Annotated in this window: 18 protein-coding genes; 7 read left to right on the forward strand and 11 right to left on the reverse strand. The window is 67.0% G+C overall.

Features of this window, described 5'->3' with window-relative positions; genetic code table 11:
* Positions 1 to 183 precede the first annotated feature (183 nt).
* On the forward strand, positions 184 to 1,437 hold the full coding sequence (locus tag LHL23_RS15965) for an MFS transporter (protein WP_226430629.1): 1,254 nt from the start codon (positions 184 to 186) through the stop codon (positions 1,435 to 1,437).
* 125 nt (positions 1,438 to 1,562) lie between these two features.
* On the opposite strand, the gene LHL23_RS15970 is transcribed toward LHL23_RS15965, so the two are convergent.
* From LHL23_RS15970 to LHL23_RS15985, 4 genes are read right to left on the reverse strand one after another with little or no spacing between them, the layout of a single operon-like run.
* Positions 1,563 to 2,495 carry an alpha/beta fold hydrolase gene (locus tag LHL23_RS15970; protein ID WP_226430630.1) on the reverse strand — a complete coding sequence of 311 codons (933 nt, stop codon included), beginning with the start codon at positions 2,493 to 2,495 and terminating at the stop codon, positions 1,563 to 1,565.
* A complete protein-coding gene (locus LHL23_RS15975; protein WP_226430631.1) occupies positions 2,492 to 3,409 on the reverse strand; it encodes an ornithine cyclodeaminase family protein in 918 nt (305 codons plus the stop codon). The genes LHL23_RS15970 and LHL23_RS15975 overlap by 4 nt, the downstream gene beginning before the upstream one ends.
* A 31-nt stretch (positions 3,410 to 3,440) precedes the next feature.
* Positions 3,441 to 4,061, reverse strand: coding sequence for an HAD family hydrolase (locus LHL23_RS15980; RefSeq protein WP_226430632.1), 621 nt, complete (start codon positions 4,059 to 4,061; stop codon positions 3,441 to 3,443).
* A 5-nt stretch (positions 4,062 to 4,066) separates the two neighbouring features.
* On the reverse strand, positions 4,067 to 5,029 hold the full coding sequence (locus LHL23_RS15985) for a DMT family transporter (protein WP_226430633.1): 963 nt from the start codon (positions 5,027 to 5,029) through the stop codon (positions 4,067 to 4,069).
* Positions 5,030 to 5,431: 402 nt separating this feature from the next.
* Between LHL23_RS15985 and LHL23_RS15990 the strand changes: the two genes are divergently transcribed.
* Positions 5,432 to 5,770: an NIPSNAP family protein gene (locus tag LHL23_RS15990; RefSeq protein ID WP_226430634.1), complete on the forward strand. Its 339-nt coding sequence runs from the start codon at positions 5,432 to 5,434 to the stop codon at positions 5,768 to 5,770.
* Here LHL23_RS15990 and LHL23_RS15995 read toward each other — a convergent pair.
* The 3 genes from LHL23_RS15995 to fghA are packed head-to-tail and all read right to left on the reverse strand — an operon-like array spanning position 5,767 to position 8,575.
* Positions 5,767 to 6,225, reverse strand: coding sequence for a YaiI/YqxD family protein (locus LHL23_RS15995; protein ID WP_226430635.1), 459 nt, complete (start codon positions 6,223 to 6,225; stop codon positions 5,767 to 5,769). The genes LHL23_RS15990 and LHL23_RS15995 overlap by 4 nt on opposite strands.
* Positions 6,222 to 7,724, reverse strand: coding sequence for a Si-specific NAD(P)(+) transhydrogenase (gene sthA / locus LHL23_RS16000; RefSeq protein ID WP_222476387.1), 1,503 nt, complete (start codon positions 7,722 to 7,724; stop codon positions 6,222 to 6,224). The genes LHL23_RS15995 and sthA overlap by 4 nt, the downstream gene beginning before the upstream one ends.
* A 17-nt stretch (positions 7,725 to 7,741) precedes the next feature.
* Positions 7,742 to 8,575, reverse strand: coding sequence for an S-formylglutathione hydrolase (gene fghA / locus LHL23_RS16005; RefSeq protein WP_222476386.1), 834 nt, complete (start codon positions 8,573 to 8,575; stop codon positions 7,742 to 7,744).
* A gap of 224 nt (positions 8,576 to 8,799) precedes the next feature.
* Between fghA and LHL23_RS16010 the strand changes: the two genes are divergently transcribed.
* Positions 8,800 to 9,141, forward strand: a complete 342-nt coding sequence (locus LHL23_RS16010; RefSeq protein WP_226430636.1) for a cupin domain-containing protein — start codon at positions 8,800 to 8,802, stop codon at positions 9,139 to 9,141.
* Between the two features lie 16 nt (positions 9,142 to 9,157).
* On the opposite strand, the gene LHL23_RS16015 is transcribed toward LHL23_RS16010, so the two are convergent.
* Positions 9,158 to 10,087, reverse strand: a complete 930-nt coding sequence (locus LHL23_RS16015) for an AEC family transporter (RefSeq protein WP_226430637.1) — start codon at positions 10,085 to 10,087, stop codon at positions 9,158 to 9,160.
* 381 nt (positions 10,088 to 10,468) lie between these two features.
* Positions 10,469 to 11,443, reverse strand: a complete 975-nt coding sequence (gene mbfA / locus LHL23_RS16020) for an iron exporter MbfA (protein WP_226430638.1) — start codon at positions 11,441 to 11,443, stop codon at positions 10,469 to 10,471.
* Between the two features lie 137 nt (positions 11,444 to 11,580).
* Here mbfA and LHL23_RS16025 point away from each other — a divergent pair, with 137 nt between their 5' ends.
* Positions 11,581 to 12,198 carry a TetR/AcrR family transcriptional regulator gene (locus LHL23_RS16025; protein ID WP_222476381.1) on the forward strand — a complete coding sequence of 206 codons (618 nt, stop codon included), beginning with the start codon at positions 11,581 to 11,583 and terminating at the stop codon, positions 12,196 to 12,198.
* Between the two features lie 28 nt (positions 12,199 to 12,226).
* On the opposite strand, the gene LHL23_RS16030 is transcribed toward LHL23_RS16025, so the two are convergent.
* Positions 12,227 to 12,703 (reverse strand): c-type cytochrome, encoded by a 477-nt coding sequence (locus LHL23_RS16030; protein ID WP_226430639.1) that lies wholly within the window; start codon positions 12,701 to 12,703, stop codon positions 12,227 to 12,229.
* A gap of 138 nt (positions 12,704 to 12,841) precedes the next feature.
* Between LHL23_RS16030 and LHL23_RS16035 the strand changes: the two genes are divergently transcribed.
* The 3 genes from LHL23_RS16035 (at position 12,842) to LHL23_RS16045 (ending at position 15,763) form a co-directional block, all read left to right on the forward strand.
* Positions 12,842 to 14,524: a Y-family DNA polymerase gene (locus LHL23_RS16035; RefSeq protein WP_226430640.1), complete on the forward strand. Its 1,683-nt coding sequence runs from the start codon at positions 12,842 to 12,844 to the stop codon at positions 14,522 to 14,524.
* A gap of 77 nt (positions 14,525 to 14,601) precedes the next feature.
* Positions 14,602 to 15,291 carry an ArsR/SmtB family transcription factor gene (locus LHL23_RS16040; protein WP_226430641.1) on the forward strand — a complete coding sequence of 230 codons (690 nt, stop codon included), beginning with the start codon at positions 14,602 to 14,604 and terminating at the stop codon, positions 15,289 to 15,291.
* Positions 15,292 to 15,418: 127 nt separating this feature from the next.
* A complete protein-coding gene (locus LHL23_RS16045; protein ID WP_222476374.1) occupies positions 15,419 to 15,763 on the forward strand; it encodes a DUF2794 domain-containing protein in 345 nt (114 codons plus the stop codon).
* 96 nt (positions 15,764 to 15,859) lie between these two features.
* On the opposite strand, the gene LHL23_RS16050 is transcribed toward LHL23_RS16045, so the two are convergent.
* Entirely contained in the window at positions 15,860 to 16,684 is an 825-nt protein-coding gene (locus tag LHL23_RS16050) for a C40 family peptidase (protein ID WP_226430642.1), read from the reverse strand.
* Between the last annotated feature and the right edge of the window lie 4 nt (positions 16,685 to 16,688).

Here is a 16,688-nt window from a genome sequence, read left to right on the forward strand (position 1 = left end):
TGGAGGCCCGGGCCGCGCCCGATCCTCCCTCTCCTAAGGGCGCATCCGCGCTTCCCAGCTCCGGGCACGGCTCTCAACCGGACGGGCTTCACATCAAAATTTCTTAATGATGCGCGCAAAATTCCTGATTTGACCGATTGGCCAATTTCCCCGAGGGTCGCTCTGCTTACCAGGAGAGAGCCCATGGACCGTTCCGCGCCGCTGTTTACCCCCGTTCTGATCGTGGGCTGCATCATCATCATGGCGAGCTTTGCGGTGCGCGCCTCTTTTGGGGTCTTTCAGATCCCGATTGCGGAGGAATTCGGCTGGCTGCGCTCGGAGTTTTCGCTGGCGATTGCCATCCAAAACCTGGCCTGGGGCATCGGGCAGCCGATATTCGGCGCCATTGCCGAGAAGATCGGCGACCGCAAGGCGATCATCATGGGGGCGATTGTCTATGCCGCGGGTCTGGTGCTGAGCGCGGCGTCCACCACCCCGTTCGAGATGCAGGCCTATGAATGGCTGGTGGGGTTCGGCATCGCGGGCACCGGGTTCGGCGTGGTGCTGGCGGTTGTCGGGCGGGCGAGCTCGGACGAGAACCGCTCGATGTCGCTGGCAATTGTCACCGCTGCGGGGTCTGCCGGGCAGATTTTCGGCGCGCCGACGGCGGAGTGGCTGCTGGGTTTCCTGCCCTGGCAGACGATTTTCCTGCTGTTTGCGGGCGTGGTGCTGGCGCTGATTGCGCTTTTGCCGCTGATGCGCGCACCAGAGGCGGCCTCCAAGATGGAGCTGGAAGAGAGCATGGGGGCGATCCTGAAGAAGGCGTTCAAGGACCCCTCCTACACGCTGATCTTCCTGGGCTTTTTCAGCTGCGGCTATCAGCTGGCCTTTGTCACCGCGCATTTTCCGGCGTTTGTGACCGAGATGTGCGGGCCGATCCTGCCGGGCGGGGCGCTGCATTCGATCGGCATTACCACCACCTCTGCGCTGGGGGCGGCAGCGATTTCGCTGATCGGGGCGGCCAATGTGGGCGGCACGCTGCTGGCGGGCTACCTGGGCAAGCGCTATTCGAAGAAATACCTGCTGGCGGCGATCTATACCGGGCGCACGATTGCGGCGGCGGCCTTCATCCTGTTCCCGATCACGCCGCTGAGCGTCATCATCTTCTCGGTCGCGATGGGGTCGCTGTGGCTGGCGACCGTGCCGCTGACCTCTGGCCTGGTCGCGCATATCTATGGTCTGCGCTACATGGGCACGCTTTACGGCATCGTCTTCTTCAGCCACCAGCTGGGCAGTTTCCTGGGCGTGTGGCTGGGCGGGCGGATGTATGATGCCTATGGCGACTACACCCTGGTTTGGTGGATCGGGGTTGGTGTCGGGGCGTTCAGCGCGATTGTGCATCTGCCGGTGAAGGAGCGGCCGCTGGGTCAGGCCGCGGCGGTCCCGGCGGCGGCGTAACGCCGGCGGTCTTAAGGGGAGCCGACTGCGTGACCGGGGCCGGGCCGCCGCCATTGGGTTCGAACCAATGGCGCACCAATGGCAGCCCCCGGAGTATTTTCGGAGAAATGAAAGAGCAGGCTGGGTCAGATCAGGCCGCGGCGGTGCTGCAGGGCGATGATCTCCAGCACCTCCTCGGTGTGGGTATAGGGCAGCCCGTGTCCGGCGCCCGCGACTTCCTCCTGCCGGACCGAGCGGGCGCGCTCAGCCAGGCGGCCGGCTGAGGTGGGCGGGATCACCGCGTCCTCCTGGCCCCAGATCGCGAGGGCCGGCACGCCTTTCTGGTGCAGGCCGCGCAGTTCTTCGGTGAAATCCTCGTTCAGGATGCCGCGCAGCGAGGCGAGCACGGCGGGGATGAAGCCGCGGTAGCCCAGCTCCTGCTGCTGCAGTTTCACGATGCCGGGGACCGAGCTGGGCAGGCTGCGCTCGGCCCGGGTGCTGCGGATATGCAGGGCGGGGTAGAGGGCGTGCATCAGCCAGTCGCCGAAGCCCGGCACCTGGCGGATGATCTGTGTAAGGCGGTTGGCGCTGCGGCCGAAACCGGCGGGTGCCAGCAGGATCAGCTCGCGCAGGCGGTCGGGATGGGCGGCGGCAAAGGCGGTGGCGATGGCGCCGCCCATGGAATAGCCGATCAGGGTGAAATCACCGCCTACCTGCTGATCCTCCAGCAGCTCCTCCAGCTGGGTGAGGAAGAAGGCGCGGTCCTGCGGGCCTTCGGGGCGGTCCGAGTAGCCGCGCCCGTAGAGGTCGTAGGTCAGCACCCGGTAGCCCATGGCGCCCAGCCCCTTGGCGATGCCGTTCCAGACGAAGGACGGCGTGGTGAGGCCGTGGACGCAGACCGCAACCGGGCCGCGATGGGGGCCGGTCCAGCGGTAGTGGGTGCAGCCGCTGGGCAGCTGCGCCAGCGCGCCGGGGGCGGTCTGCCGGGCCTGGGCGTCCATCGGCTTGCGCAGGTGCTCGCGCAGGAAGGGCGCGGCGGCTATCAGCAGGACAGCGGCCAGGAGCAGCAGCCAGATCATGCCTTGGCCTTCCACTTCTGCAGGATGTGGTGGCTGGTCATCAGGTCCAGATGGGCGCCGCCGCCGTTCTTGAACAGGGTGATCTGCGCCGGGTCATAGGCGGGGAACCGGCCGAGGCTGTAGTAATCCGCCAGCACGTCGCTGCGCTGGATGGTGCCTGCGGCCAGCGGGATCTTGAATTCGCCGATGTGGTCCAGGGTGGTGTCAAAGCTGTCGCAGTAGATCTGCGCGCGCTTCAGGGCTTCGTCGTCGGCCTCGCGCATGTCGGGGCGGTAGGCGCCGATCAGGTTGAGATGCTGGCCGGGGCTGAGCCATTCGCCCTGGATCACCGGGTCGGAGGACATGGTGCAGGTGACAATAATGCCGGCGGCGCGTACCGCCGGCTCCAGATCGGGGGCGTGTTTGGTGCCGGGGTACTGGGCGCAGAGCTCCTCTGCCTTGGACGCGGTGCGGTTCCAGACCCGGATCTGCGCCTGCGGGAAACCGGCGGAGAAGGCCTCGATCAAAGAGCCGCCAACGGTGCCGGCGCCGACGATCAGCACTTCTTGCGCATCGGGGTCGGCCAGCCGCAACGCGCCCAGCAGGCTGTCGCCGGCGGTCTTCCACTTGGTGACAAGGTGGAAATCCACGAGGGCCTCAAGGGTGCCGTCGGTGTCGGAGTAGAGGCAGACGGAGCCGTTGATCATCGGTTTTCCCGCATCCGGGTTGCGGGGAAAGATGTTGGCGGTCTTCACTGCCAGCCCCAGACCGTCGATCCAGGCGGAGCGGCTCAGCAGCGTGTCGGGATCGCGGTAGAGGAAAGTATCGCCGATCTCTGCCTTGGGCAGATCGTGGCTGGCGGCCAGGGCGTCTGTGAAGCTGACCCAGTCGAGCAGCGCCTCGCCCTCGTCGAAACTGATGAACGGGATGGTCATGGGCCTGTTGTCCTTCTTCCTGCGGGCCGTCTCAGGCGGCTTCTTGTTCGGTCAGCAGCCCGGCCTGCACCAGCCGCGCGGCGAACGGCGCGGGGGCGGTGAACAGGTGGGTCTGCCAGCCGCGCGCATCGGCGGCTTCGATGTTTTCGGGGCGGTCGTCGGTGAACAGCAGCCTGCCCGGCGCCACCCCGGTTTCGCGTTCGAGAATGGCATAGATTTCCGGTTCCGGCTTGATGCATTTCAGATGCGCGGAGACAAATGTGCGGTCAAAGCCACGTAAGGCGGGGTAGGTTCCGCAGGCGAGCTCAAAGGTTTCGGCGCCGAAGTTGCTGAGAGCAAAGACCGGGCAGCCCTTGGCCTGCAGTGCCTGCATCAGGCGGACGGAATGGGAGATAGCGCGCGGCACCATCTGCAGCCAGCAATCGTGCCACCAGCGGATTTCCTCAGTCCATTCCGGGTGCTGCTCTGCCAGGGCATAAACACTCTCGCGGAAGGGGTGGCCGCGGTCGACGTTCAGGTTCATCTCGTGCAGCGGCACCTGTTCGAACAGCTGCTTGCGGCGGGTGGCGCCGATGCGGCAGTCGTAGAAGCGTTCCGGCTCCCATTCGATCAGCACACGGCCTATGTCGAAAACGACGGCATCAACGGGCATGGGGGTTATCCTTCTGCGCGCGGGCGGGGCCGCGTGGCGGGACGGTTGCGGCGGGTCTCGCGCCAGACGGAGACCAGGCCGGAGGCAATGATCAGGGCACTGCCGGCCCAGACGGCGAGGTCGGGCCATTCGTTGAAGATCAGCACGCCCCACAGGACCGACATCGGCATGGCGATGTATTCGAACGGCGCTGCCAGCGCCGCCTCGTTCATGCGGTAGGCCTGGCTGACCAGATAGCCGCCGGCGGAGCCCGCGATGCCGACGCCGATCAGATAGGGCCAGTCCTGCGGCGCGGGCCAAATCCAGGCACGCAGGATGAAGTCGAAGGCGGGGCTGTCACCGGTAGCAAAGCGGCCGTCGCCAAAGATCAGCCCGGCCAGGGCGCTGAGGATCAGGAAGCCCATCATCGGGTAGAAAGCAAGCGTTGCCCCGGCCTCTGTCCCGCCTGCGCGGCGGGTCAGCACATGCAGGGTGGCATAACCGCAGGCGCCAAGGAGCGGCAGGATGGCGGCGGGCTGAAACGTGCCGGCGCCGGGGCGCATGATGATCAGTACGCCGAGGAAACCGGCCACCACCGCGCCCCAGCGCCAGGGGCCGGGGCGTTCGCCGAGGAACAGGGCCGACAGGGTGGTGACAATCAGCGGGGTGGCAAAGGCGATCGCCACCGCCTCGGCCAGGGGCAGAATGGCGATGCCGGTGAAGAAGAAGATGTTGGCAAAGAACACCACCAGGCAGCGCATCAGGTGCAGTTTCGGCTGATGGGTGCGCAACAGATGGTATCCGCCTTCCAGCGGCACGATGATGGCCAGCATGACGGCCACCGCGATGACCGAGCGGAACAGCACCATTTCATAAAGCGGGTAGTCGCCCGACAGGAACTTGAAGATCATGTCGATGACAGAGAAGGCGATGCCGGCGCCGGCTGCGGCAAACAGGCCGGGGACGCTGATTTTCACCTCTGCGCTCATGCTGTTGCCCTCCCGTCTGCTGCCCTTGATCAGTGGCGGATTTGATCTGGCCGGGCAATGGGCGGGAGCGGAAAAATGCAATTTTTCCGGGCAATATTCCGGGGCGGAAATTTGGGGCGCGGAACATGGGTGATCGGGGTCGGTGAGAGGGGGGAATTCTTGCTGAGAAGCGGTTCAGGGGCAGATCTGCCCCTGAACGCGCCTGTCCGAGTGTGGGGCGGCCTGATCCCGCGTCAAGGCCACGCCGTGCTCAAGCACGGTCCGCTGGCGCGGAGCCTTGACCCGGGCGCAGGCCTGCGGTGGCAAACATTTTCGTTTGCGAACAGGGGGATCACGCAATGTCATTGGGCAAGGCGTGCAGCGGCGCTTAGGTTTGGCCGTAAACCAGCACATGAGGCAGCCATGATCACCTGTTACATCACTTACGAAATTCACCCGGACAAGGTCGAGGCGTTTGAAATCTACGCCAAGGCCTGGATCCCGCTGGTGGAGCGCTTTGGCGGCACCCATCACGGCTACTTCCTGCCGCATGAAAGCGCCAATGATCTGGCGGTGGCGCTGTTCTCCTTCCCGTCGCTGGCGGCCTATGAGGACTACCGCGCGAAAAGCTTTGAGGATGCGGATTGCCTGGCGGCATTCCGGTTCGCCAGGGAAAACGGCATTGTCCGGCGCTATGACCGGACCTTCCTGCGCCCTGTTCTGGAGGGCGACCTCGCACCCCTGAAGGCGGCGATGTCCTAGCGGCCCGCCTTGGCGGCGCGCAGCTCGCGCTCCAGCGCATCCAGGAACCGCGAGCGGTCGGCCTTGGTGAAGCCCTTGCCGCCGCCCTGAACCCCCAGCGGGTTGGCGGCGCGCAGGTCCGCCATCAGGTCGCGCATCGCCAGCTGCTGGCCGATGTTGGCTTGCGTGAACCGCTCGCCGTTGTGGCGCAGCACGCGGGCGCCGGCCTCGATGCATTTGGCGGCGAGCGGGATGTCGCCCGTCACCACCACATCGCCCGGCCCGCAGCGTTCCGCGATCCACATGTCGGCCACATCGGCGCCCTCGGCCACGATCACGGTTTCCACCAGCGGGTTCTGCGACGGCCGCAGCCCGCCGTTGGAGACCACGAACATGCGCAGGCCGTGGCGGGTGGCGACCCGCTCAGCCTCCTGCTTCACCGGGCAGGCGTCGGCGTCGATGTAAAGCGCGGTCACTCTGCCGCCTTCTTGTCTGCCACCGGGGGCTTTTCGGCCTTGGCTTCGGGCTTGGGCGCCGCCTTGCCCTTGCGGGCGGGCTTCTTCACCTTGAATTCTTCCGGGATCGGCATCCGGTTGAAGGCGTCGAGACCGGCGATCTTGTAGGCCTCCGCCAGGGTCGGGTAGTTGAAGGTGTTCTGCACGAAGTAGTCCACCGTGCCCTTGAGGTTCAGCACCGCCTGGGCGATGTGAATGAGCTCGGTTGCGCCTTCGCCGACGATCTGCACGCCCAGCACCCGGCGGGTTTTCAGCGAGAACAGCATCTTCAGCATGCCGTGCTCCAGCCCCATGATGTGGCCGCGCGAGGTTTCGCGGAAGCGGGCGACGCCGACCTCATAGGGGATGCCGCGCTCTTGCAGTTCTTCTTCGGACATGCCGCAGGTGGACATCTCCGGCACCGAATAGATGCCGTAGGGGTACCAGGGGCTTTCCGGCAGGGTCGGGGTTTCCAGCGCGTGGCAGGCGGCGACGCGGCCCTGCTGCAGCGAGGTGGAGGCCAGCGACGGGTGGCCGATCACATCGCCGGCGGCATAGATGTGCGGCACTGCGGTCTGATAGGTCTTGCGGTCAACGCTGATGCGGCCGCGGTGGTCGGTCTTGAGCCCGACGGCGTCCAGATTAAGCGCCGCGGTGGCCCCCATCCGGCCGGCCGCAAACAGCAGCATTTCCGAGCGCACATGGCGGCCGTTTGCGAGGATCACTTCGATATGCTCGCCCCGGTCCTCGATGCTTTCGACCGCGGAGCCGAGCCGCAGGTCGACACCGTTTTCGCGGATCTGGTGGGTGAAGTCCTGGATCAGGGTCTTGTCAATGAAGTCGAGGAAGGTCTCGCGCGGCTCGATCAGGGTGACGCGCACGTCCAGCGCCGAGAACATGGTGGCATATTCCACCCCGATGACGCCGGCGCCGATCACCACCAGCGAACGGGGGATTTCGGCCATCTCCAGGAACTCGTCGCCATCAACAACGGTCTTGCCGTTGAACGGCACATAATCCGGCCGGTAGGTGCGGGTGCCGGTGGAGATCAGGAATTTCTCCGCGGTCAGCCGGGTGGTCTCGCCGGCCTCGGTCGCCACCTCCACCTCATTCGGGCCGATGAATTTCGCCAGCCCGTTCAGGGTGTCCACGTGGTTGCGGTTGAACTGGTGCTCCAGCACGTCGACTTCGTAGTCGAGTGTCATGTGCAGGCGCGCCTTCAGGTCGTTGGCCTCGATCTGGTCCTTCACCCGGTAGGAGCGGCCGTAGAACGAGCGTTCGCGCCAGCCGGAGAGGTTCAGCACAGTTTCGCGCAGGGTCTTCGACGGGATGGTGCCGGTGTGCACCGACACGCCGCCCAGCCGGTCCTTGCGGTCGATCACCAGCACCCGGCGGTGCAGCTTGCCCGCTTGGATGGCGGCGGCGCGGCCCGAGGGGCCGGAGCCGATGATGATCAGGTCATAATCAAAGTCTTCACTCATGGCCGCGTCCTTTGGTCTTAGTTCTGGTACAGCGCGTCGGCGTGGAAGGAGACATGCTCCTCCATGAAGGTCGACACGAAGAAATAGCTGTGGTCATAGCCCGGCTGCATCCGCAGGGTGGCCTGCTGACGGCGTTCGGCGACGGCGTGGGCCAGCGCCTCGGGCTTCAGCAGGTCGATGAACTGGTCGGAGGTGCCGGTGTCGATCAGGATCGGGCCGTCAAAGCCCTTTTCCCGCATCAAGAGGGTGGCGTCATGCTTGGCCCAGGCGGCTTCATCGTCGCCCAGATAGGCGCTCAGCTGCTTGCGGCCCCAGTCCGACTGGGTCGGGTTGGAGATCGGTGCAAAGGCGGAAACCGACTTGTAGCGGCCCGGCAGGTTCATCGCCAGCGTCAGCGCGCCGTGGCCGCCCATCGAGTGGCCGGTGATCGCCTGGCGGTCCAGGTCGATCGCAAAATTCTCACCCAGCAGCGCGGGCAGTTCCTCGGCGACATAGTCCCACATGCGGAAATGCGGCGCCCAAGGGTCCTGGGTGGCGTTCACGTAGAAGCCCGCGCCCTGGCCCAAGTCATAGGCGTCATCATCGGCCACGCCTTCGCCGCGGGGCGAGGTGTCGGGGAACACGATGGCGATGCCCTGCTCGGCGCACCAGGCCTGGGCGCCGGCCTTGGTCATGGCGTTTTCATGGGTGCAGGTGAGGCCCGACAGATACCACAGCACCGGCACCGGGCCGTCCTTGGCCTCTTCCGGCAGGAACAGGCCAAAGGTCATGTCGCCGCCGGTGGCGCTGCTGGCGTGTTTGTAGACGCCCTGGGTGCCGCCAAAGGCGCGGTTCTCGGAAACGGTTTCCATGGGTGAGGCTCCTCAAATCTGTTAGCCCTATCGCTATCCGCAGTTGGCCTCAGGGTCCAGCGGATGGGCGGCAGCAATGCCGGTTTTTGCGGCATAAGGCTTGCGGAAACGCAAACAATCGGGGCTTTGGCCGCCGGGTGGCTGCCGCATTTGCGCAGGGGGTGCTGGACAGCCGGCGCGAAAACCGGGACAGTCCGCGGCTGGAACCAGAGGGAGGCAAAGGCATGAGCGATTTTCTGAGACTGACACCGGAGGCCGCGGAGGCGGAGGTGGAGCGCCCGGCAGCCGACAAGGTGATTGCGGGCGATCCGGTGTTCACCATCTGGAACGCGGAGGAGCGGGACGGGCTTTACTGCGGCATCTGGCAGTCGACGCCGGGGAAGTGGCGGATTTCCTATGATGAGTGGGAATACTGCCGGATCCTGGAGGGGCGCTCGGTGATCACCAGCGACGACGGCACCGAATACCCGCTGGCGGCGGGCGACAGTTTCATCCTGCGGCCCGGCTTCAGCGGCACCTGGGAGGTGATCGAGACCACCCGCAAGGATTACGTGATCCGGCTCTGAGGCCGGGGTCTGGCCCTCAAGAGCCGGAGACCCAGGCGATCACCGCCGGCACGGTGACGATTGACACCACGGTGGAGATGAAGATGGCGGCGGAGGCCCGGTGCGGGGCCACGCCGTAATGCTGCGCCAGCATGTAGACATTGCCCGCCACCGGCAGGGAGGCGGCGGCGATGGCGACCGCGGCGGAGAACGGCGCCGCCGGGATCAGCCACAGCACGGCGATTGCGACGCAGGCCGGGTGCAGCACCAGCTTGGCAAAACTGAGCCAGCCGGAGATGTGCACCCTTTCCGCCGATTTAGAGGCCAGCGAGGCGCCGATGGCAAACAGCGCGCCGGGGGTGGCGGCGCCGCCGAGGATGGTGAGGAAATTGTTTGCGGGCTCCGGGATCGGCAGCGCTGATGCCGACCAGGCAAGGCCCGCAACGATGGACAGGATCATCGGGTTCTTCAGCAGGCCCAGCCCCACCAGCCGAAGCGTGGCAAGGCCAAGCCCCTGGCCGCGGCCCGCGTTGATCAGGATCACGATCAGCGAGGAGAACACCACCAGATCGACGCTAAGCACCACCATCATCGGCGCTGCGGAGGCCGGGCCGAACAGGATCGCCATCATTGGCAGGCCGAGGAAACCGACATTGCCGATCGCCGCGCATTGCGCCTCCACCGCCGCGGTGGGCACGTCCAGGCCGCGGATCATGGCGACGGCTGTCACCAGCAGGTAGACCGCCAGCGTGCCCGCCAGGTAGCCGAGGATCAGCGTGGGGTCGAAGACCTCGGCAAAGGAGAGGTTGGCGGCAAAGCCGAAAATCATCGCCGACAGCGGGAAGTAGAATACGAAGCGGGTGAGATAGGCGGTGGCTTCCTCGGTGAAGAACCGGCTGCGCCCGGCCCAGTAGCCGAGGCCGATGATTGCGAAGAAGGGCAGGGTGCGGAAGAAGATCTCGGCCATGTGGAATTGGTAACAAGACCTGACCAATTGGCAAAGACTGTTTTTTGGGCGGGCGTTGAACTGGCAGGGGCGTGCTCCCGCCTGTTCATGGTCATTCGAAGAATGCCCTTCACAGTTGGGCGTGGCCCTGTGCTGCGCACAGGGCAGGGGTTTCTGCTGAGACGCGCTCCAGGGGCAGATCTGCCCTGAGAGCGCCTGGTCAATTGTCATATCGTCCAAGACAGCCTCAAGGGTAAACCGCGCTGCCGCGCGGCGGCTGTGCCGCCCTTGACCCCGTCTTGGACAAGTGCGGCAACCGCAGCGCGCCAGCGCTGCCGGGCCCAACCGGGGAGGGGCAGCCTGCGGCTGCTCCGGTGCGGGCGGGAGGGTCCCGCTGCGGTTCTAGCCGCTGCCGATCAGCGCGCCGGCACCCAGCACCAGGGCACCGCCCAGCACCACCTGCATGGTGGCGCGCCAGAACGGGGTCTCCATGAACTTGTTCTGGATCCAGGCGATGGCCCAAAGCTCCACAAACACGATCAGCAGCGCCAGCGTGGTGGCGGTCCAGAATTCCGGGATCAGGTAGGGCAGGGCGTGGCCGAGGCCGCCGACAGTGGTCATGATGCCGGAGGCCAGCCCGCGCTTGACGGGGGAGCCGCGGCCCGAGAGCTCGCCGTCGTCGGAGGCCGCTTCGGTGAAGCCCATCGAAATGCCGGCCCCGACCGAGGCCGCCATGCCGACCAGGAAAGTGGTCCAGGTGTCCTGGGTGGCAAAGGCGGTGGCAAAGATCGGCGCCAGGGTGGAGACCGAGCCGTCCATCAGCCCGGCCAGTCCCGGCTGCACCCAGGTCAGCACGAACTGGCGGTGGGCGGCGCGGTCCTCGTCTGCGCGGGTGTCCGCGTCCAGGTGCGCCTCCTGCAGCTCACCGGCGCGGGCCTGGTGCCCGGCCTCGGCAGCGGCCAGATCGCCCAGCAATTTGCGGGTGGCGGCGTCCTGGGTGCGGGCTGCAGCGGCGGTGTAGAAACGCTCGGCGTCGCGTTCCATCGCGCGGGCCTCATCGCGGATGCGGCCGAGGCTCAGGTTCTCCATCAGCCAGATGGGGCGACGGGCGTAGTAGCCCGCCACATGCTCGCGCCGGATCAGCGGGATTGCGGGGCCGAACCGGGCCTCGTGCAGGGCAATCAGCTGGGCGCGGTGTTCGTCCTCCTCGGCGGCCATGCCGTCGAACATCGCGGCAGAGGCGGGAAATTCGCTGCGCAGCCGCTCGGCGTAGCCGCGGTAGATGCGCGCATCGTCCTCCTCGGAGGAGATCGCCAGGGCCAGGATCTCTTGCCCGGTCAGCTCCGCAAAGTGCTTGCGCTGGGTGAAAAAACGCATTTGCTGCCCCTCAATTTAGAATAATTCTAAACATAACGGTTCCGCGAGGGAGCGCAAGGCGGTGCGGCTTATGCTGTTGCAATGCGGCGGCGCAGGCTACATTAGGCCCAGACCCCTACGCAGCCAACGGAGCCCGCATGAACCAGCAAGCCAGCGTCCTGCGCACCGGCCGGAAATTCGATCAGGTCCTGGAAGGCGCGCGCGAGGTGTTCCTGGCGGACGGATTCGAGGGCGCCAGCGTCGACAAGATCGCCAAAGCGGCGGGGGTCTCCAAGGCGACGCTGTACAGCTATTTCCCCGACAAGCGGGTGCTGTTCATGGAGGTGGTGCGTTCTGCCTGCGTGCAGCAGGCGGATGAATCGCTGGACCTGACGCCCGGCAGCTGCGGGCCGCGGGATGTGCTGCGGCGGGCGGCGGAGCGGGTGCACGGCGTGCTGCTGGGCGGTTTCAGCCTGCAGCTGTTCCGCATCTTCGTGGCCGAGGCCGACCGGTTCCCGGAGCTGGGTCCGATGTTCTATGAAAGCGGGCCGATGGTGCTGCACGGGGAGATCCAGGAGTATCTGGAGGCCGCGGCGGCGCGGGGCGAACTGAAGATCGGGGATGCGAATCTGGCCGCCGCGCAGTTCATCGAGCTGTGCAAGGCCGATATCTTCCTGCGGTTCCTGTTCAAGATCGACACCGAGTTTTCCGAGGCCGAGCGCGAGCGGGTGATCAGCGGCGCCATCGAGACGTTCATGGCGCGGTTCGGCGCCTGAGCTGCCGGCCCGCGGGGCCGCTTTGCGGTCAGTGGGTCGTGAAACCGTTGGGCGTGCTGCGGTAGGTGTCGTGGCAGCTGAGGCAGCTTTGCATCAGGCCGGGCAGGGTGCGGCGCAGAGCGGGCAGGGAGCGGGTGTTGAGATTGCGGGCCGCGGTTTCTGCGGTGTCCGCGCGGGCCTTGAAGTCGTCCCAGGCGTTCCAGATCTGCGGCCGGGCGTTTGAACGCGGGTCCATCCGGTGTTTGCGGAAATGCTTGCGGATGCTGCTGGTGGATTTGATCAGCTGCCGCCGGGCGCTGCGCGCCCTGTCTTTGTCGAACATGCTGCGCCCGGCCATCATGGCGGTCAGCACATCCATGGCGGCCTTTTGCGAGGTCATCAGGGCCATCCGGCGGGTCACATGCTTGCTGAGGCCGTCACCGGCAGTGACCGGGGCGGAGGGCCCGGCGGCAAGGGCAGCGAGCAGCGCGAGACAGGCAAGAGGTTTGAAAAGGCGCAGTGTCATTGCGCGGCTCCTGACCGGATTGACCGAATCGAAAAATGAGAACAGAATAAGAACACGCCGAATGTGCCTCCCGTTGTCTGGCGGCCTTCCGGCCTCTGCTGCCCCATTGCTCTGCCCCGTTGCCCTGCGCCTGCTGCCATGCCCCACCGCCGCATTCTTTCGCTTTGGTTTCCGCGCCTTGGGGCGGAGCGCATCCTGCGGGCGGAGCGCGGCGGCATTGCCGGGCCGCTGGCCGTCGTGGAGGAAGTGTCCAACACCCAGGTTATTTCCGCGTTAAACACGGCCGCCTCGGCAGAGGGGCTGCAGGCGGGCCAGCCCTTGCGCGATGCCCATGCGATGTGCGCAGGCCTGGCGGTGCGGCCGCGCAGCCGCGCGGCGGAGGCGGCGTTTCTGGCGGCGCTGAGGCGCTGGGCGGGCAAGTTCAGCCCCTGGGTGGCGGAGGCCGGGGAGGACGGGCTGACCGTCGACCTCACCGGCTGCGCGCATCTGTTCGGCAGCGAGGCGGCGCTGATGGAGACGGCGGGGCGGGATTGCGCGGAGATGGGCCTGAGCGTGCGGATGGGGCTGGCGGACACCCTGGGCGCGGCCTGGGCGCTGGCGCGCTACGCCGATGAGGAGGCGGCGCCGGAGCGGTCGGGCGATGCCATCGACCAGGAGGCGCGCGCGACCCGTGCGCGGGCGCAGAAGCGCAGCCCGCGGCAGAGTGTCAAGCGGCGCCATTGGACCCGGGGCGGCGCGGCGCCGCAGCTGCAGGCGGCGGTGCCGCAGCTGGGGCGGATTGCCGAAGCCGGCCAGGCCTATGGCGCGCTGGCACCGCTGCCGGTGGCGGCCTTGCGGCTGGACAGCGCCACGGTGGCGCAGCTGAACCGGCTGGGCCTCAGACGGATCGGCGATCTCTTGGGGCAGCCGCGGGCCAGCCTGGCGCGCCGTTTCGGCCAGGGGCTGGTCCTGCGGCTGGACCAGGCGATGGGCAGCGCGCCGGAGCCGGTCTCGCCCGCGCGCAGCCCGGACCGCTTTGCGGTGCGGCTGACCCTGCCGGAGCCGATCGGGCTGATGGAGGACCTGCTGGCAGGCATTGACCGGATGCTGCCCCGGCTGTGCGCCCGGCTGGAAGCGCGCGGCAAGGGCGCCCGCGTCCTGCGGCTGGAGGCGCACCGCTGCGATCAGGCGATGGAGGCCGTGACCCTGGGCCTGGCCCGTGCCAGCCGCGCGCCGGACCGTATCCGGCCGCTGCTGGAGATGAAGCTGGAGCAGATCGACGCCGGATACGGCATCGACATGCTGCGGCTGGAGGTCTTGCAGGCCGAAGCCATTCACGCCCGCACCCCGGCGGGCCACCTGCAGGCAAGCGCCGCGGCGCGGGCGCGGCAGGAGGACGGCGCGGCGCTGGAGGATCTGATCGGCCGGCTGGGCGCGCGGCTGGGGCTGGAGGCGATCACCCGTTATCACCCGGCGGAAAGCCACATTCCGGAGAAGACCTTCACCGTGCAGGCCGCGGCCTGGTCGGAGCCTGCTGCCGGGGACTGGCCGCTGCCGCCCCGGCCCCGGCCGCTGCGGCTGTGGCGGCCCGAGCTGGTCCATGCGCCGGATGTGCCGCAGGTGCCGGAGCAGTTCCGCTGGCGCGGCCGCGACTGGGTGCTGGCGGCGGCGGAGGGGCCGGAGCGGATTGCCCCGGAATGGTGGCTGGAGGATCCGGAGTGGCGCAGCGGGGTGCGCGATTACTGGGTGGTGGCGACGGGGTGCGGGGCGCGGCTGTGGCTGTTCTTTGCCCATGGCGGGGCGCTGTCGCCGGGCTGGTTCTGCCACGGGTCGTTTGCGTGACCGGGCGCGCGGACAGTTCGGCGCGCGGCGAAGGGTTTTGCTTGGGTGTCCCTGCGCAAACCGCATAGGGTAGGGGCATGATCACACCGCGTTTCGACATTCTGGGCCAGGCCATCAGCGACGCCAGCCGCACGCAGATGCTGTGCGAGCTGATGGAGGGGCGCGCCTATACCAACAAGGAGCTGGCGGCGGCTGCGGGGGTGACGCCGCAGACCGCCTCTGCCCATCTGCGGCTGCTGCAGGATGCCGGGCTGGTGGTGGCGCAGAAACGCGGCCGCTGCGTCTATCACCGGCTGGCCGGGCCGGAGGTGGCCCATGCGCTGGAGCAGCTGGCGGCAATTGCGCCAGCGGACAGCCTGCACCGCGCCCAGCAGCGCAAGGCGGGCGGGCTGGCGCAGCTGCGCAGCTGTTACGACCATCTGGCAGGCCCGCTGGCGGTGGCGATGACAGCTGCGTTCCTGAACCGCGGTATGCTGGTGGAGGAGCAGGGCGCCTTTCGCGCGGAACCTGCCGGGGAGTGGCTGAAACTGGGGGTGGTGCTGCCGGACAAGACAGGCCGCCAGCCCTTTGCCCGGCCCTGCCTGGACTGGACAGAACGCAAGCTGCATGTGGCCGGGCCGATGGGGCGGCAAATCCTGGATCACGCGCTGGCGAGCGACTGGGTCAAGCGGCACCGGCACAAGCGCGGCTTGCTGCTGACCGCGCCCGGACGGGTGGCGCTGGAGCAGATTCTGGGCCTCAGCTGCGGCGCGCTGGCGGCGGCCTGAGAGGGCCAAAAACAGGCTCTGACAGGGGGCGGATCAGGGCCTTTGCGCCTGTGGGCCTGATGCACCACACGAAAATTCGACCGTTAAAACCCTTGATTTGCCCCGGAAACGGCGCAACCTTTTACCTATGAGCTTTGATCAGGTGCAGCCTTTTCCCGGATCTCCCATACCTCAGCAAGTCGCGTTTGACCGGCGGGAACTGTCGGTAATCATGACATTGTACGGCCGCATGGTGGCGGCCGGGGAGTGGCGCGATTACGGGATTTCTTCCTTGCGTGATCTGGCAGTATTCTCCGTCTTCCGGCGCACGGCAGAGCATCCGCTCTACCGCATCGAAAAGCGCCCCAAGCTGCGCAACCGGCAGGGGCAGTATTCGGTGGTCGGCATGGACGGACATATTCTGAAGCGCGGAACGGATCTGAAAACCGTGCTGAGGGTGCTGGAGCGCAAGCTGATCCGCTCCGTGGAGTAGCCGCGAGGATCGCGGCGGAGCGGGGACCGGAAAATTCGAATTTTCCGGCCAACAATCTTCGTAGGATTTTTTACCGCCTGTGGCGGCGGTTGCGGGTTACGCCAGCCGTTTGTGCGCGGTGACCGGGCCGTCGCCCTGGGCCGCGATCCGCGCGATGGCGTCTGCGATGGGTTCAATGGCAACTGCCATATCGTGGGCGTTGGCGTGGATCAGGGTCTCGGCGTCCCGCACCAGTGCGACATGGCCTTTCCAGAACAGGAGATCGCCGCGCCGGTAGTCTCCGGCGGGGGCAGGCTGGCCCAGCTCTGCCTCCTGCATGTCGCTGTCGCCGGGGCAGGGGGTGCCGCAGGCCAAGAGCGCCGCCTGCACCAGGCCGGAGCAGTCGATGCCGAAGCTGCTGTTGCCGCCCCAGAGGTAGGGCGTGCCGAGGAACAGTTCCGCCACTGCCACCGGATCATTGGCATGATCGCCCAAAGGCGACAGGTGGCGGGCGGGGATGAAGCCGAGGTTGGTGTCCGCGAACCGGCCCTCACCGCCAAGAACCTGCACCCGGCTGCCGTGGCTGAGCGCATGGGTTTCCGGCGATCTGAAATCATCCGCGGAATAGGCATGGGTGGCCGCGGCGCTGACCCAGTGGGTGGCTTCGAACGGTTGGGTCAGGGCTGCGCTGGGCACATAGCCCGCATAGGAATCCTTGGCCGCCTGCACAAACGCCCAGCCGTCGCGGTCCTCATAGACCGTGACCGGCTCGCCGTAGACAAGCTGGCGGTCGCGGGCGCCGTTTGGCGCGCGCAGCAGGTCCGCGACGGCCACGCCGATGCGGGCGGCGGCCCCCTCCACACGTTCCAGCCCCGCGGGCGCGTCCGCCAGATGCGCGGCGGCAACACGGTCATTCATCGGTGTGCGGCGGCGGTCAGCCATGGCG

It is taken from the genome of Leisingera sp. McT4-56 (genome assembly GCF_020514995.1).
GTDB classification, from domain to species: domain Bacteria; phylum Pseudomonadota; class Alphaproteobacteria; order Rhodobacterales; family Rhodobacteraceae; genus Leisingera; species Leisingera aquaemixtae_A.